Source organism: Salmonella sp. SSDFZ54 (genome assembly GCF_004010735.1).
Taxonomy (GTDB): Bacteria; Pseudomonadota; Gammaproteobacteria; order Enterobacterales; family Enterobacteriaceae; genus Salmonella; species Salmonella enterica.
The window spans coordinates 97,768-114,146 of sequence record NZ_CP034821.1 but is presented as its reverse complement, the minus strand read 5'-3'; the positions used below and the strand labels follow the sequence as shown (position 1 = coordinate 114,146).

Sequence of the window (16,379 nt, the reverse complement as noted above, 5' to 3'; positions counted from 1 at the left end):
GTTAATTTCCTGCTTTCAGTTGCTTAAGACGGCGTTTGAGTTCGCCATTTCGGGCCTTTTCGTTATTGAGTCGGCCTGTCTCCTTATCCAGCTTCGCCCGCAAATCAGTGATCTGCTGTTGATTGAAAGACACCGAATTCTGCGCGGACTTATAAGCGGCAACCACCTGAGCATTCCGCAGTTTTGCTTCTTGCAGACGCTGAAAGTTGGATTTAACTGCCGGTTTCTTGTCTACCGGATTGGCAACACGCTTCGCTTTGGCGATCAGTGATTTCTGGAATTTTGCGGAGTTTTTGCGGGCCGCTTGCCCCATGACGGTACCAAGCGTCTTGATATCCGGCGACTGAGCGTTAGGAATAGCTTTTCCATTCAGCCTCACAGACGATATATCGCCAGTATCGTTTACCTGTATGGCAAGAATTTGTCCGTCGTTAAGAACCAGCTTTGCGGTTTTAACTTTAACGCCATCTTTCGTTGTTGCGCGGTTGCTGGAGTCAACCTCAATTACCGTAACACTGGTTTTATTGATCGCCGCGATAAGGGATTTCAGCCCCTTTTCATTAACCTGGTCAAAATCGACCGTTGCATACTTATTTTTCGTCATCTGACACATCCTGTGCGAGATTTATTACGTAACTTCTGCGGATTTGCTGAGTAACAGGGAAAATCCGATACAACGGGTTAATGAACGAGTCGCCATGCGTAACCATGACGTTGAAATGCCACAGCCGTTCTCCTTTACCCATATATTCAGTGGGTATGTACAACCATTCACTGTTTTCGCCCTGTTCAGCCGACGTCAGACAACGTTGTTCGCCTTCAATCACTGTCGTCGGCTTCTGAACATCGCGGATCCAATATCTGACCGTTGCGCCGCGCAAAAACGGGAATTTAGACCGGTATTTGAACGGCACCCGGATGAAACCCGGTTTAATTTCCACATCACCAAGTTCTAAATGCGTGATGTCCTTGCGTTTTAGCAAATAGCGATCGGCTAAGGCTAACGCAAGAGCGCATACACCCCAGCCAATCATTTCCCACCTCCCTTTTTCACCAAACTTGTAAGAACATTCAGAATGCTATCGATATTCACTCGTTTCATCCCTGAAATCACCTCATGACCGTTATTGCTGGCTATCGTTACCATTAAGTACGTAATTGATAACTCCCAGCCCTCGTGTTGCCCCAATAGGTACGCCACCGCGCCAGCTGTCACTGCAACAAAGATCTCCGTAACCAATCCCAACAAATTGCCAGACTGGCGACCGTCTCGGACATCCATCAGGAACGTGCCTATCCCACCAATTACTGAAAGCAGGAGCGCAATAGCAACTGGAGCTAATTCCTGTGTGTCAAGCACAAGTTCCCTCCTACGTTGTCAGGAGGTAATGGTATGCAAAGTAACTTCTCAACCGGTTATGTTGCATAAGAGACTTACCTATTCAACCGACTTTTGGAACCTTCAATAATAAGCCTGCTATTGGCGCTGAAAATAAGAACCATGCAGCTCTGAAGGCTTTCATTCATGTCCTTATATTCCGCGAGATACATGCCAATAAAGCCAGCAAGTACGGCGGAAATACATTCGGCCAGCAATTTCTTGCATGAAGACTCGTAACGGTTTTCACATAGCCCACTCAAATACGAATACACCCCACCAAGAAGGGATAACATCACGATATGTACATAAAATGTCATTTTTTACCTATACAACAGTAAGTTGAACAACATTTGAGAACGGTATGCACTTTGTGATTTCCACACACACTGGTTTTGTTAATTAAAACCTGTAGCTTGCAATAAATAACGATAGTGGGCAGAAAATATGCTAATAGGCTATGTACGCGTATCAACAAATGAACAAAACACTGCTTTGCAACGAAATGCCCTTGAAAGCGCAGGATGTGAGCTGATTTTTGAGGACAAGGCGAGCGGCAAAAAGGCTGAACGCCCAGGGCTAAAAAAGGTTTTGCGTATGCTTTCCAGAGGTGACACCCTGGTCGTATGGGCGTTAGATCATTTTGCGGGCAGCAGCGTTACTTGGTTGTGATGTTGGAAAATGAGGTCTTACAGCGAATTGATTTCATCTCACCTCCTTTACATCAATTCGCCACTATCGAAAAAAACATCGTGGGTTGAGTGTGGCTATTGGGGCACAATCAATCTGTGTTGCCGACCGATTCAATTGGTTTGAGCGTTACTTTCTATGCACGTTCGTTTGGCGGGGTGTTTTTTATACAAAGTTGACAGAGCCACATCGTAGATCAATGCGACCTGCTTGCGGGGGACTCCTTGCGCTAATAAACGTCCGGCCTGCTCCCATTGCTCTGGTGTCAGTTTTGAACGGCGTCCTCCTATCCTGCCGTTAGCCCTTGCCACAGCCAATCCTGCACGCGTTCTTTCAATAATATTTTCCCGCTCCAGCTCTGCAGCCGCACTCAGCATCGTGTAAGCAAAGCGGCCAATTGATGTGCTAATTTTTATCCCTTCTGTAACCGAAATAAACTCAATGTTGTTTGATAAAAAAAAGTTCAGTAACTCAACAAGATGAATCAGAGAACGTCCCATTCGGTCCAGTTTCCAGACAACAACCGTATCGCCAGGCCGCAACACTTTTATCAGCTTATCAAGCCCTGGTCGTTTTGACTTCGCACCGGATATTTTATCTTCAAAAATCCGGTCACATCCTGAACTCCTGAGCGCCTCCAGTTGTAATTCTAAATTTTGGTCAAAAGTTGACACTCTCGCATAACCATATTGCATACTTTATCACCAGCGATTGTTGCTAAAAGCGGGAAAAAATATCGTTCAGACGACACGGAGGCAATTCGCAAAAACCTTGGTTTAGGAGAAACGATAAATCTCGCTGCGGGTGCACTGCAAAAATCGCAGAATGGCGGCGATATTCCGGACAAAAAACAATTTGCGAGAACTATCGGCGCGGTAACATCGACTACCATTACACTTGGTGAATCAGGCTGGTTCAAAATCGCCACGGTTGTAATGCCGCAGGCTACATCAACAGCGGTGATTAAACTGTACGGTGGGGCGGGGTTTAACGCTGGTTCACCTGAACAGGCGGCAATCAGCGAACTGGTATTGCGTGCCGGTAATGGCTCACCTGTTGGAATAACTGCCACGTTGTGGAGACGCTCGCCTGCTGCGGCTAACGAGGTCGCATGGGTTAATACATCAGGCGACACCTACGATATTTATATTAATATCGGCCAGTATGCGTACTGGTTAATTGCGCAATATGACTACACCGGTAATGCAAATGTCACGTTGCACAGTACGCCTGAATATTCATCAGTACAGCCGGGAAACTCAACCAGCGGTCAGACATATACAATTTACAGTAGTCTGATGAAACCAACAGCCGGTGATGTGGGTGCATTGCCGATTACAGGGGGACAGCTAAACGGTCCGTTAAGCATTGGTACTGACAATGCACTGGGCGGTAATTCAATTGTACTCGGTGATAACGATACCGGTTTTAAAGGCACTGTTGCAAAGTTAGCGATGAGGCAGCCTTTTGTCTTATTCAAAGGCCTTACATTTCAAAAACTCTGCTTACCAGGCGCATTTCGCCCAGGGGATCACCATAATAAAATGCTGAGGCCTGGCCTTTGCGTAGTGCACGCATCACCTCAATACCTTTGATGGTGGCGTAAGCCGTCTTCATGGATTTAAATCCCAGCGTGGCGTTGATTATCCGTTTCAGTTTGCCATGATCGCATTCAATCACGTTGTTCCGGTACTTAATCTGTCGGTGTTCAACGTCAGACGGGCACCGGCCTTCGCGTTTGAGCAGAGCAAGCGCGCGACCATAGGCGGGCGCTTTATCCGTGTTGATGAATCGTGGGATCTGCCACTTCTTCACGTTGTTGAGGATTTTACCCAGAAACCGGTATGCAGCTTTGCTGTTACGACGGGAGGAGAGATAAAAATCGACAGTGCGGCCCCGGCTGTCGACGGCCCGGTACAGATACGCCCAGCGGCCATTGACCTTCACGTAGGTTTCATCCATGTGCCACGGGCAAAGATCGGAAGGGTTACGCCAGTACCAGCGCAGCCGTTTTTCCATTTCAGGCGCATAACGCTGAACCCAGCGGTAAATCGTGGAGTGATCGACATTCACTCCGCGTTCAGCCAGCATCTCCTGCAGCTCACGGTAACTGATGCCGTATTTGCAGTACCAGCGTACGGCCCACAGAATGATGTCACGCTGAAAATGCCGGCCTTTGAATGGGTTCATGTGCAGCTCCATCAGCAAAAGGGGATGATAAGTTTATCACCACCGACTATTTGCAACAGTGCCGTATTGAAATCGGTGATTTTGATAACCTTCATGTCACAGCAACAACGAAAGAGGAAGCCGTCCACCGCGCCAGTGAGGTTTTATTACGTACACTGGCTATTGCGGCACAGAAAGGCGAACGCGTCCCATCTCCCGGAGCTTTGCCTGTAAACGACCCTGACTACATAATGATTTGCCCACTGAACCCGGGCAACACTCCGCTGTAAGCACCATTCAAAACACATACAAAACGGCGAGTTACAACAACTCGCCAAACACATTCGATCTGCATGATCGAAATTATTCGTTTCACCAGAAAAATCACCGAAGATACAATAACCACATGAGCTGAAAAGACTTTTTCAGTCGGAGGAACAATGAGACTGAATACGACCGGTATTGCGGCCAGAATGATGCTCTCGCTGGACAAAAAAGCAATCGGCGAAAAACTCATCAACGGTCGTCAGATAAACCCGACACCGCTGCAGGTCCGTTACCCACAAGGGGTGAGAGACGTGCTGGGGATAATGAGCGAGCAATTAGCCATATCCACCGCTGATTTGACCCGAATCCTGCTTGAGGATGCTCTGCATAATATGTTCATGCCTGCGGATAACACCACGGGAAACATTATAAGCAGAATTGAATGCATCATGCTGTCGCATGATATAAATGCACCATTGCTGGCAACATTGTTGTCGCCATGGAATATCCGTTCGACGGTTATACAGGACCCGGCAAGACTTGCTGACTATCTCTCAACTGACGCTCTCGAACATCTGGCTGAATATTTTAATCTTAATCCGGACTGGGTGAATGGCCGCGAAAATTATCCGATAGCATTGTCCTGTGAATGGCCAGATACTGCTGAAAACTTCAAAATGCTTGTTAATGATGACGGTAACACTGACATTATTTTCTGGCATAGCTTCCCCTACGCAGGAAACGCTAAAAGGGAATATTGCGGAGTAATATTGCGACAGAAAAAACTTATAAACGGTTCCGTAATATATCCCGCTCTGTCATTAGTACCCACACTAATGAACGATGAGAAAAGAAAATGGTTAACTGAATATACAACCAGGCAGAATGCAACAATGTCTTTGCGCCGCGTCACGTTGCGACCTGGCCTTGCCGGTAACCTTATTACAGGACAAATACTACCTGTTAGTTTATTTAATACGTCTTTATTACCCTGGTAAATACCAGATAGTACCGAAGTAAAAATTTACGGCACATCCGTGTCATAGCGTTATTTTGTCTGAATTCTGATAAACAGGAAATTAAATGATGAAGAAAAATCATATTACCCGCACCATCATTGCATCTGCTGTATTATTTTCATTTAACGCTGCAGCAGCGACGTCATATTTTGAAGCGCGTAACGATGCAATGGGTGGCACCGGGGTGGCATCTTCCCATTATGGTGTGGCACCTCTGGCAAACCCGGCTTTACTGACAAAGCACAACAGCAATGATGATTTCAGCCTGTTACTGCCGTCCGTGGGCGCACAATTGTCAGACCCGAACGACATCGCTAACAAAGCCGATGACATTCAGGATGACTGGGATGCCTTCGACCGCGCGGTCGACAGCAATTACGGTGTTGACCAGGCAGCGGCAAACCTGAAACAGCGCCTGCTGGAGTTCCGCAATATCCACGCTGATGCGCAGGTGGGTGTTTCTGCCGTTGCGGCACTGCCGAATGACACGCTGCCGGTTGCCCTGATGGTGAAATCTTACGGTACGGTCAGCGTTGACGGCAAAGTCAGCGACGCCGACCTGGACTATCTGGAGAAAGTCGCCAACGGCACAATCACGGATGTGGACAAAAACGCGCTCACCTCCCGCGCGTATGGTCGTGCCGCAGTGGTCACTGATGTGGGTATTTCCTTTGCAAAAGAACTGGAAACCGCCGGTCAGAAATGGTCACTGGGCTTCACACCCAAATACCAGCGCGTGGATCTGTTCAACTACAACGTCTCCGTGCGTGACTACGACAACAGCGATTTCAGCGACGACAAATACCACAACACGAAAAACGGCGTGAACGCCGACATCGGGGCATATACCGACCTCGATGACAACTGGACGCTGGGTCTGGTGGCGCAGAACCTCATTCCACGCAGCATCGATACGAAAGTGGTCGACGGTGTTAAGGAAACCTACAAAATCCGTCCGCAGGCCACTGCCGGTGTGTCCTGGCACAACGACCTGTTCACCACCGCACTTGATGTTGACCTGACACCGGCCAGCGGATTCACCTCCGACAGCAAACGTCAGTTCGCCAGCATCGGCGCAGAATTCAACGCATGGAAATGGGCACAATTGCGTGCCGGTTATCGCCAGAACATGGCATCAAACTCCGGAAGCGCCTTCACCGCAGGCGTTGGCATCTCTCCATTCGACGTCGTACATATCGATGTATCCGGCCTGGTCGGGACCGACCATGATTACGGTGCAATCGCACAACTCCAGTTCACTTTCTGATTCATATTCCTGCCCCCGGTACTTTCCCGGGGGTCTTTTTATAGGCCCGGAGAAAGCACAGTAAGAAGGTATTAAGTTCTAACAATCGTCAGTGAGGGTGATATTTCCGTGCCCGGCTTAGTCTTGACGGAGAATACAACAAAGATGCATAGAGGATATTTGAATTTATATAAAATCTGATATACTCGGTAAGTAACAAGAGTGTACGGGCACATGTGCCTGTCTGAATTGCAGGTTATCCGGACGAGGGCCGGGGACTGTTTCAGGGACAAGCGCTGGTACATTCGATTCACAAATCGTCGAGTCATCCTTCATGGATCGATTCGGCGCGGAGCGTTAAAGATTACGCTCATGTTTGTTTATCTGACAACACATCAACCAGCCAGTCAGAGATAATTACCTCAGTTCAGTAATCTATGAGGATATTTACCTCTCCACTCTGGCATTCATCTCCGGTAATACAAGAACGACTGGTAGCAAACATCATCCTGTCTGTATCTGGACACCGGTATATTCAATTTTGATCTGGCTGCCCGAAAACTATTATGGGCGTATTCTACCTACGGTGCGTTTTTCCGCCCGTAGCTGGCTGCAATTTTCCTTCTCAGCATACTTCTGCTCCCATGAGGTAATGCATGTTTGACAAAGAAACGTACATCGAAAACAAAGCCTTTACGGTGCGACCATTTGATCCCGCAAACCTGCGATTGATCACCGACAGGAAAAATAAATCTTTCATTTTCCAGACAGAATGCATAGTCGCTGTGGAACCGCGCCAGTCGTTCGGGGACCCGATGGTTACCGAATCTGACGTCATCCTGGCGAACGACGTTCGTATCCGGGTATCGCTATCACCTTCTGACGTGTTCCGGCAGCTCAGCAAAAACACAGACCTGTAAGTAACCCTCCCCTAACTCTTTCTTCACTGCTCAGGAAAATCCACCATGAACCGTATGATACCTGCGGGGTGTCTGGCCGTACTCCTGCTGGGCGGCTGCCACGCAACACCACATAAACCCGATTACGGCGCTGCATCCGATGTGGCCAGAACCCGCCACGCGCAGTACCAGCTGTGGGAGCACGGTGCGCTGTCAGGACAGACGCACGCTGTAACCTCCCAGCCCGTGCTGACCGCAAACAGCGGACGACTTTCCTTTGACTGGGACGGCGATGCCATTGAACTGCTGGACAGTCTGGCCCGTGCCCGGGGTCTGCAGTTTGGTTACAACGGCGTCCGGCTCCCCCTGCCACTGACGCTGCATGTCCGGGATATGACCTTTGAAAATACGTTAAGGCTGATACAGGCACAGACCGCCTGGCGCGCCACACTCACTCAGTATCCCGGCGTACTCTGGCTGGACTTCATGCCGGTCCGGAAAAACCACAAGGAGTGACCATGTTTCGTCATCTCATTCTGGCCACCACCATTGCCGTCGCACTGTCCGGCTGTGCACAGATGGCAGCCGGCAGCCGCCCGCACACAGACACCGGCACGCCGGATATCAGTACCTTCCTGCATCCGGAAAATGCCCGCCCCGACGGCATGTCGGATATCCGCTATCAGTTGCTGAACGAGACAGGAAAAACACTGGGATTCCGGGGAGGACGTGCAGAGCGCGCCGCCGAGCTGCGCAGGACACTTGAACACCGCGCCACGACACTTGATGCCCTGTATGACTTCCGGCCACTGCTCAGCCCGGAAGGCTGGCTGCCCCCGGTGATTGACGAAGCCCGGGACGTGGCACATGTCACGGGCGAACAGTTCAGAACGGCGGACACTGTGTGGACCATCGTCTCTCCTGAACGCTTCGTCAGCAATCCACCCGGCTGGCGAACCTGGCTGTTCACCGGTCTGTCGGACAAAGTCACGCCGCCTGACGGCAGCGTTATCCCGGAGGACCGCAGTCAGCGAAAAGTCTGGGAGCAGGCGGTCAGGACAGGCTGGCAGGAAGGGCGTGATGCAGCAGACCAGATCCTTGAAGCCAACTTTAACCGCCTTAACCGTGACTATCGCGGCATGATGCTGTACGCCATGCTGCGCTCACGCGGAATGATTTCAGCACCTGCCGTCTCCGACACCGTTCAGTCCGTCACCGGCTCCGGCACAAAACTGGTCACCGGCGACCGCGTCCGCAGGCTGAAACAGCACGCAGGCTTCGAACTGAACAAAACGCACTGGCGTCCCGTCATCAGCACGGAGAAACCGTAATGTCCCATGAATTCACACCGTATGACTTTCACGGCACACCGTCTGCGGAAGACTTCAAAGCCTTCATGGCATGGTGTGCCACACAACAGGTATCCGATATCAACATGCAGGGCGGCAGTCCGCTGTCCGTGGCCCGCTTCGGTCGCCGTTGCCGGGCAAGTCACATGGTGCTGGCCTGCGATACGGTCAGCCGGCTCACGGATGAAGTCTTTGGGCTGGATATCCGCCCGGTCATTACCAGCGGGCAGCCGGTGGACCGGGCCTTCCAGCTTGACGGCGACATGAACGGCCGTTACGGCCTGCAGCGCGGGGAGCGGGTCCGTTTCCGCTGCAATTTTATTCTCGGCACTGCCGGACGCTTTGAAGAGTCCATCTCCCTGACCATGCGGGTCATTCCCTCGGCTATCCCGTCGCTGGATTCGCTGAATATTGAACCGGAACTGAAAGCGGCGCTGCTGCCACAACAGGGGCTGGGACTGGTCTGCGGGGCCACCGGCTCCGGCAAGTCCACGCTGCTGGCAGCAATATACCGTTACTGCCAGGACAATTTTCCTGACCGCGTCATCGTGACCTACGAAGATCCGGTTGAATATATTCTCGGGCGGGACTCTGACCTGCTCAAACCTCACCAGTCACAGATTGGCCGGCACGTGCCCAGCTTTGCTGAAGGTATCCGTGCTGGCATGCGACGAAACCCGGACCTGATTGGGGTGGGTGAAATCCGCGATCAGGAGACGGCTGAGGCTGCCATTGCCGCCGGAGAATCCGGTCACGTCTGCCTTGCCACCTGCCACACCCACTCACCGGGTGAAACCATTTCAAGGATGCTGGGTCTGCTGCCGGTGCAGTCCCGTGATGGCATGGCGCATGCCCTGCTGGGCACCCTGTCATTCATTGTTGTGCAGGTGCTGGTCAGAACCCGGGATGGACGCCGGCGTGCTGTCCGTGAGTTCATCACTTTTGACACGGCACTGCGAAGTGCACTGGGTCAGCTTCCTCATGAAAAGTGGGGAGAACATATCGACAACATCATCCTGCTCGAAAAACGCAGAATCGCCGATCAGGTTGCCACCCTGTACCGCCGTCATGACATCACCCGTGAGGAGGCCTGTCTGTTCATCCCCCATCACGAGTGGTCACGACTGCCCGACGCGTGAGGACACACCATGTATTACGCATGCCGCTGGCGGGATGCATCGCCACCCGTCGCTGTTTTTGGCATTCCGTTGCCGTTCACACTGATTTACCTGTTCTGGTGCCCGTTTCCGTCCGGCAACACGATTTTCATCTGCACGCTTGTCCTGGGCGCATTCGTTCTGCTGGGCCATTTTGGCTGGCGACTTCAGGTGCTGCTCCGGCGACTGGTTTATCTCTGGCACGGAAGCCGGGCTGCCGGTCGCCCGTGGTGGTATCGCCACTTCACGGAAGCGCCCCGTCGCTGGTCCGGTCTGTGAGTTCCCGCCCATCCTGCCGAACCGAAAATGTTACAGCTGTTTCACTGATGCCACCCCGGTTTCCGGCGGTGGTTTTTTTCCGTCTTTTTTCAGGAGAAGCACTCATGCCGTCTGTATCCCGCTACCGCACCTGGCTTGCCGTGCCTGCAGATGAAATAGAAGATCTCAAAAAAGCACATCCCCCGATGAACGGGCACACGCCCGTCATCTGGGACAAGGAGCACAAACTCTGGTTCGCCCGCCCGGGGGCGGACCTGTCCAGGCTGGACCGCTGGCTGCCCCGGCCACAGGACGTCTCCATGAACGGCAGTGATCCGGTCACCGAGTTTGCCCAGGTTCTGGAGAATGCCGGACTGGTTCTGAAAGAACTGCCGGTCATGGACGGGAAAATCCACCGTGTCCCGACCGCCGATGACAAAAAGGGACAAAAAAGTGGCGCATATCGCGGATTCCTGGACGGCAGACCTGCCGGCTGGTACAGGGATTACCGCAGCGCGGATGATTCGCCGGTCACCTGGACCTTCTCCGGCGGAGAACAGACAGATCCCCGCGCAAGACTCCACCTGAAAGCGCATTCAATGCAACGCAGGGAGGACGCGGAGCGGGAACTGAAAGCGCAGTACAACAGACAGGCCGCGTATGCCCGCCGCTATGTCAACAAATGGCCGCAGGCCACAGCACATGAATACCTGACCCGGAAAGGCATTCAGGCTGCACCGGGGGTGCGGGTAAACAACAAAAATGAACTGGTTATTCCCTTCAGTAACCGTAACGGCGCGATACGCTCTTACCAGCGTATTCCGGTCACCGGGGGGAAGGATGCCCGCATCCTGATAGATTCGGAGAAAACCGGTAACTGGTTTGCGCTGGGCACACCGCGCAACGGTCAGCCGGTACTGTTTGCCGAGGGCTATGCCACTGCGGCCTCCCTGCACGAAGCCACGGGCCTTCCGGTGCTGATGACGGTGGATGGAGGCAACATGATTGCCGTTGCCGAAAATGCCCGGCAAAAGTGGACGCAAAGCCCCTTTATCTTCTGTGCCGACAACGATCATGCAATCCGGGTTAACAAAGGTATCGTCAGTGCAACAAAAGCCGCAGAACTGACAGGAGGAACGGTCATCTTTCCTGCGTTCACCGATGCCGAAAAAGCGCAGGGGCTGACCGATTTCAATGACCTGGACGCCAGCCGGGGACGGGCCGCTTTTCAGCATGTCATCAACGCCCAGTTAGAACATATCGGCATTTCCACCCCCAACAGCAACACTCCGGAAATCCGGGAGGCACTGGTGATCGGCAACCTCGTTTTTACACCGGTCCACACTGAGGAAAAAAATATGACTCCGACAGAATATCCTGAAACATCACCCGATACAGCACACAGCAGTGAACATGAACCGGCACCTTCTCTGCCTCCTGCACCGCCTGAAGTGCAGCCGTCACTCTCCGGTAACGTTCATCATGAGCCGGTGACAACCGGGGAGGAGATGAAGCAACCGGAAAGCATCGCTGACCAGGACTCTCCGGAGGCCCCCACGGACAACACACAGACGTCTGACGTTGTACCTGACACCTCCGGTACAACCGCTGAGCTCCGGGAAGGACATGAGGCTGTCACGATGGCGACAGCGCAGGACTGGCAACACTTTGAGGAGGAGATGAAACAGCCCGAAAATATCGCCGGGCACGACGCGGATGAGACATCCGCAGAGCACACTACGTTCGTATCGTCGGCAGATGCCCCGGAACCTGAGCCCTCTGCCACAGAGACAGCATCCACTGAAGCGGCTGTCAGCAATGACCAGGCAGAGACAACGCTCACACAACAGGAAAAACCTGACACGGCAGAAACCTCCGCAGAACATACGGATGCCACTGCAGCAGCGCCGGCAGAACAGACACCGTCTCCGTCAGCGAGTGAGCCAGCCCTCCCTGAAGATACTGCCGGCGATGAGCAGCTGGCAGCAGAGACATCCCTACAGCCGGATGTACCGGGTGCAGGTGATGACGGATACCCTGGCTATGACGTCGAATACCAGGACTACAGCGCGGAATATGAGGACTATGATGCCAGTGCCCTGCAGGAGTACGCAGCCATGCAGCAGGCAGCCACGATGCAGCATGCAGAGGCTGAAGCCGGAACGGAGACAGAACAGACAACGGACGTGCCCCTTCAGCAGCCCCAACAGCCCCGTACAGAACCGGCACAACCGCAGGCCACCTCAGCCGCCCCCGGAGGCACTGCATCCCCGGCATCAGAAGCGTCAGACAACAGCGAGCCCGACGCCATCACCTATGGCCCTGAACGAAAAAATCATACCCGCGTCCGCACGGATATCGACAAACTGGTCCGCAGTCTCCAGACCAGAGAGCAGTCTGACCATACACTGCAGTATCACCTTCCGGATGGCACGCACGCCTTCACAGACGTCGGAGGGCATCTGCTCATGGCTAAAGGGCAGAGCACGCAGGAGCAGTCCATCCTGGCCGCTCTCGGGGTGGCCATGCAGTATTACGGCGGGGTGATTGAGCTCACCGGCAGCGATGAGTTCAAAAAACGGACAATGGAAATCATCGTCGACTATGACCTGAAGGTCACGATGAAAGATCCCGTGCAGCGAAATGCGCTGGAGCAGATGCGGGCAGAGCGGGAGAATCCTGACACCATCATGACGCACATGCCCACACCGGAACTGAACAGAACAACCGGACAGGCCATGACGCAGCCGGAAGCACCGGTACCATCACAACCTGCTGCTGTACCGCCCCAACAGCCCGCTGAAGCTGCGGCATCGCCGACACAGGATGAAACGCCACAGCCGCCGGCAGAGGCATCCGCACCACCGGTCACACCCGTACCGCCGGCAACAGAAACGCAGAACGCTCCGGCACCCACAACCAGCGATAATGCGCGTATGGTTCCGGGCAAACCTGTCACTGGCCGTCTGGAGGCATCCGGACGGGGCACCGATCCGGAAAGCAACCAGATGACTGACTGGATACAGCTGAAGACACGCTCACAGACCGTCACTTTCTGGGGGGATGCCTTCGGCAAACTGACCCGGGATTACAAAGCCGGGCAGATGGTCACTGTGACAATGGCCTCACGCAACGAAGCACAGTGCGAATGGACTATGCAGTCTGCAGGAAAAGCAACAGCAAGGATCTCTGAAGAGCCGCAACCCGGCGAACAGATGAAACTCTTCGATGCCGGGACATTCCGGGCAGCAATGGAGCAGATTTGCCGGGTACTGCCACAGTGGCAGGATGAGCTGAAACAACTGCCACTGCCGTCACAGGATATCGCCCTGCTGGACAACGGGCGTCCGGGCACCCCGACTGCCTCATCCCGTTGCCTGCCAGCACCGCTGCCGCGCAACAGTCTCACAATGATCGCCGGGGGCAGTAATGACAACGGCCTGCAGGCAGCCCTGTTCCGGACAGCCGGGAATTACTATCAGGGCGTGATGCGGCTGGGCGGGCACGGGCTTTTCCCCGTTCTTGTCACACCGGTCAACCAGAAACTGGTCGTTACGGCCATCACGAAAGACGGCCCACGCTATGCCGGATACGGCAATGCCCGGACGTCCTCTCAGGACGGCACCCCCGTACCTCCGGACACGCTCAGCTTCACACTGGCCGGTAATAAAACCACCCTGCATGTGCCGCTGACGGCCCCCCGTAAGCTGTCTGCCGACAACTTCCGGCTGCTCGGTTTCCCGCAAACCATGCAGCAGTGGGACCAGCAGCAACAGGCAAAAAAAACACAGCAGGCGGAGATGGCAGCACAGCACAACCCCGCGCCGGGACGGTGAGACCCGGCACCACTTCGTCTGCATAACCTTCATTTTCCAGATTAAAGGAACCCGCCATGACACAGAGCTCCGTCAGACGGGTGGCTGCAGCCACCTGTCTGCTTCTTTTGCCTTTATTCGCCACCCCGGCCTCCGCCGCTTCCACATGTCGGGCATACACAGCAGCACAGGAAGGGGCCTCCCGGGGCTATTCGCTGGCCAAATCAGCGGCGCAGTCCTGGTCTGACTATGAGTCGGATTATTCCGGTGCCCTGGAAGACTGCCTGTCTCAAATCCGGGATTTGTCCCTGACGGTCAATCTCAGTGCCAATATCGATGCCCTGCTGCAGTCACTGGAGAAGAAAGTCTGCAGTGTCGTGGTTTCCTCAGCCAACAGTTACATCCCCCCCAGCGTGACGCTGGACCCCTGGAGCGAGGTTACCAGTTCTGTTAATTCACTGTTCTGAGTCCGTCATGCAGAAAACAAAAAAACCGGCTTCGGCCGGAAAAGCAAAACAATCGTCACGGGAGAAAACTCCTTACGCCGATGCCGTGGCCCTGATGAAAAAAGCAGCCGACGTGCTGACCATCGGACGCGGCATGATCCACATCACGCTTGTGCTGGCGTATGCCCTTGCCGTAATCGTCACGCTGGCAGGCTGGCTGGTCTGGAAGGTCGCCCACCCTCCGGTGCACTACTTCTCAACAGAGAACGGCGTTATCACCCGTATTGTGCCGACAGATGAACCCGGATGGTCCCAGAATGACGCCATTGATTTCGGTGCCCGCGCCCTGCGCGAATCCTTCTCTCTGGATTTCGTGCACTTCCGGGAGCAGACGGCGGCGGTCCGTCCGTACTACTCCGCCGAAGGCTATACCGGCTACGTCAGGGGACTGGAAAGTTCCAACATCCTCTCCTCCATACGCGATGACAGGATGAACCTGACCAACAGTATCGGTGCCGGCGTTGTGTCAAAAACCGGCCGCCTGAGCGACGGTACCTGGGTCTGGGTGATCCAGTACCGGGTCAGCCTGCAGCTTGTTGGTCAGAAAACCAAACGTCCCGAACAGAAGCAACTGTTCGAAGTCACCATCCAGCGCACGGACCCCCGTGTGAAATACGCCGGGATGGAAATCCGCCAGATCATCTCCCGCGACGCACCGCGCGATTAACCAGTCCGAGGACACAATGCCAAAATTACTCCCTTTGACGGGGCTGCTTCTTGCCGTCCTGTCAGGCCAGGTACTGGCCGAATCCACAGGAACGCCGGGGACATCCGCGCAGGGTACGCGGGGAAGTGTGCCGGCCTCCCCCATCAGCGGCACCGCCCCCCTGCCGGGACTGTCTCCGGCAGCTCAGGAGGCGGCTGCCCTTGACTCACCGCTGACCCCGGACGAAATCCGGGAACTGGCAAAACGGCTGCAGGCCACGGAGCAGGCGCTGGCCGCCCCGGTGACCAGCGTCGTTCCCCGCATCAGCTCACTGACTGTCAGTCTTTCTCCGGGGGCCAGCCTGCCGGTTCTGCGCCTTGCCCTCAACAACGCCAGCACGGTGACGTTCCAGGACAGCACGGGAGCCCCCTGGCCTCTGGCGGCACCACCGATGAATCCGAATGAACATCTCTTTCAAATCAACTACATCCCGGACTCACCGGTATTCTCCGTCCTGCCACGTACAGCCTGGGCATCAGGCAACGTCACGGTGCTTCTGAAAGGACTGGAAGTGCCGGTCATCATCAGTCTGACCAGCGGCGATCCCGACAGCAATATATCGTCACGTGAAATCGATGCCCGTCTTGATTTGCGCATCCCCCGGCAGGGACCGCAGGCCGCTGCCGGCCCCACACCACCGGCACGGGTGGCGCTTCATGATGAAACGCTGCAGGCCTTTCTGGACGGGACACCGCCCGATGGTGCCCGTCGCCTGAAGGTCAGGGGTGGGCCGGATAATCTGCGGGTGTGGCGTATCGGCGATGACCTGTATGTCCGGTGCCGTGCAATGCTGCGCGATGAGTTCGAACAGACGCTGTCATCTGCCGACGGAACCCGCCTGTGGAAGCTGCCCGTCACCCCGTTGTTAACGTTTTCCGTTGACGGTCGCACCGTCACAGCCTCACCGGAACTGGAGTAAA

17 protein-coding genes and 3 pseudogenes are annotated in these 16,379 nt (G+C 54.2%); 14 read left to right on the top strand and 6 right to left on the bottom strand.

All coding sequences use genetic code 11. From position 1 onward, the window contains the following. Position 1: 1 nt before the first annotated feature. The 4 genes from EOS97_RS26265 to EOS97_RS26250 all read right to left on the bottom strand — a co-directional run bounded on the left by EOS97_RS26265 (position 2) and on the right by EOS97_RS26250 (position 1,674). Positions 2 to 604, bottom strand: a complete 603-nt coding sequence (locus tag EOS97_RS26265; RefSeq protein WP_072649194.1) for an odaE — start codon at positions 602 to 604, stop codon at positions 2 to 4. After that, positions 591 to 1,034 carry a hypothetical protein gene (locus EOS97_RS26260; RefSeq protein WP_000580770.1) on the bottom strand — a complete coding sequence of 148 codons (444 nt, stop codon included), beginning with the start codon at positions 1,032 to 1,034 and terminating at the stop codon, positions 591 to 593. The genes EOS97_RS26265 and EOS97_RS26260 overlap by 14 nt, the downstream gene beginning before the upstream one ends. Continuing rightward, positions 1,031 to 1,360: a phage holin family protein gene (locus EOS97_RS26255; RefSeq protein WP_000887652.1), complete on the bottom strand. Its 330-nt coding sequence runs from the start codon at positions 1,358 to 1,360 to the stop codon at positions 1,031 to 1,033. The genes EOS97_RS26260 and EOS97_RS26255 overlap by 4 nt, the downstream gene beginning before the upstream one ends. Before the next feature lie 74 nt (positions 1,361 to 1,434). After that, complete coding sequence (locus tag EOS97_RS26250) at positions 1,435 to 1,674, bottom strand: phage holin family protein (protein ID WP_072258887.1); 240 nt, start codon at positions 1,672 to 1,674, stop codon at positions 1,435 to 1,437. A 151-nt stretch (positions 1,675 to 1,825) separates the two neighbouring features. Here EOS97_RS26250 and EOS97_RS26245 point away from each other — a divergent pair. Further along, a pseudogene (locus EOS97_RS26245) lies at positions 1,826 to 2,058 on the top strand (recombinase family protein); the annotation flags it as partial. A 123-nt stretch (positions 2,059 to 2,181) separates the two neighbouring features. Here EOS97_RS26245 and EOS97_RS26240 read toward each other — a convergent pair. Then, positions 2,182 to 2,763, bottom strand: a complete 582-nt coding sequence (locus tag EOS97_RS26240; RefSeq protein ID WP_001749380.1) for a recombinase family protein — start codon at positions 2,761 to 2,763, stop codon at positions 2,182 to 2,184. A gap of 75 nt (positions 2,764 to 2,838) precedes the next feature. Between EOS97_RS26240 and EOS97_RS26235 the strand changes: the two are divergent. Further along, a pseudogene (locus EOS97_RS26235) lies at positions 2,839 to 3,501 on the top strand (phage tail protein); the annotation flags it as partial. Positions 3,502 to 3,553: 52 nt separating this feature from the next. Here the strand turns inward: EOS97_RS26235 and EOS97_RS26230 are convergent. Next, positions 3,554 to 4,258 carry an IS6-like element IS26 family transposase gene (locus EOS97_RS26230; RefSeq protein WP_001067858.1) on the bottom strand — a complete coding sequence of 235 codons (705 nt, stop codon included), beginning with the start codon at positions 4,256 to 4,258 and terminating at the stop codon, positions 3,554 to 3,556. Positions 4,259 to 4,320: 62 nt separating this feature from the next. On the opposite strand from EOS97_RS26230, the pseudogene EOS97_RS26225 reads away from it, so the two are divergent. From EOS97_RS26225 to EOS97_RS26170, 12 genes and pseudogenes are all read left to right on the top strand, one after another. After that, positions 4,321 to 4,527: pseudogene (locus EOS97_RS26225) on the top strand (integrase); the annotation flags it as partial. A gap of 150 nt (positions 4,528 to 4,677) precedes the next feature. Then, on the top strand, positions 4,678 to 5,502 hold the full coding sequence (locus EOS97_RS26220) for a hypothetical protein (protein WP_019842559.1): 825 nt from the start codon (positions 4,678 to 4,680) through the stop codon (positions 5,500 to 5,502). 85 nt (positions 5,503 to 5,587) lie between these two features. Next, positions 5,588 to 6,790, top strand: coding sequence for a conjugal transfer protein TraF (locus EOS97_RS26215; RefSeq protein ID WP_019842558.1), 1,203 nt, complete (start codon positions 5,588 to 5,590; stop codon positions 6,788 to 6,790). Between the two features lie 635 nt (positions 6,791 to 7,425). Then, positions 7,426 to 7,689 carry a hypothetical protein gene (locus tag EOS97_RS26210; RefSeq protein ID WP_019842557.1) on the top strand — a complete coding sequence of 88 codons (264 nt, stop codon included), beginning with the start codon at positions 7,426 to 7,428 and terminating at the stop codon, positions 7,687 to 7,689. A 45-nt stretch (positions 7,690 to 7,734) separates the two neighbouring features. Continuing rightward, positions 7,735 to 8,184 (top strand): DotD/TraH family lipoprotein, encoded by a 450-nt coding sequence (locus EOS97_RS26205; RefSeq protein WP_019842556.1) that lies wholly within the window; start codon positions 7,735 to 7,737, stop codon positions 8,182 to 8,184. Between the two features lie 62 nt (positions 8,185 to 8,246). Then, positions 8,247 to 8,999, top strand: a complete 753-nt coding sequence (locus EOS97_RS26200) for a type IV secretory system conjugative DNA transfer family protein (protein WP_223598013.1) — start codon at positions 8,247 to 8,249, stop codon at positions 8,997 to 8,999. Next, positions 8,999 to 10,156 (top strand): plasmid transfer ATPase TraJ, encoded by a 1,158-nt coding sequence (gene traJ / locus EOS97_RS26195; protein WP_050869048.1) that lies wholly within the window; start codon positions 8,999 to 9,001, stop codon positions 10,154 to 10,156. The genes EOS97_RS26200 and traJ overlap by 1 nt, the downstream gene beginning before the upstream one ends. Positions 10,157 to 10,165: 9 nt before the next feature. Then, the gene (locus EOS97_RS26190) at positions 10,166 to 10,453 is read left to right on the top strand and encodes a hypothetical protein (RefSeq protein ID WP_000289978.1); all 288 of its coding nucleotides are present in this window, start codon (positions 10,166 to 10,168) and stop codon (positions 10,451 to 10,453) included. Positions 10,454 to 10,557: 104 nt separating this feature from the next. Next, entirely contained in the window at positions 10,558 to 14,268 is a 3,711-nt protein-coding gene (locus tag EOS97_RS26185) for an LPD7 domain-containing protein (protein WP_164848161.1), read from the top strand. A 56-nt stretch (positions 14,269 to 14,324) separates the two neighbouring features. Continuing rightward, the gene (locus EOS97_RS26180; RefSeq protein WP_021560342.1) at positions 14,325 to 14,714 is read left to right on the top strand and encodes a hypothetical protein; all 390 of its coding nucleotides are present in this window, start codon (positions 14,325 to 14,327) and stop codon (positions 14,712 to 14,714) included. A 7-nt stretch (positions 14,715 to 14,721) separates the two neighbouring features. Next, positions 14,722 to 15,420 (top strand): DotI/IcmL family type IV secretion protein, encoded by a 699-nt coding sequence (locus EOS97_RS26175; RefSeq protein WP_019842550.1) that lies wholly within the window; start codon positions 14,722 to 14,724, stop codon positions 15,418 to 15,420. A gap of 16 nt (positions 15,421 to 15,436) precedes the next feature. After that, the gene (locus tag EOS97_RS26170) at positions 15,437 to 16,378 is read left to right on the top strand and encodes a DotH/IcmK family type IV secretion protein (RefSeq protein WP_050869046.1); all 942 of its coding nucleotides are present in this window, start codon (positions 15,437 to 15,439) and stop codon (positions 16,376 to 16,378) included. Position 16,379 lies beyond the last annotated feature (1 nt).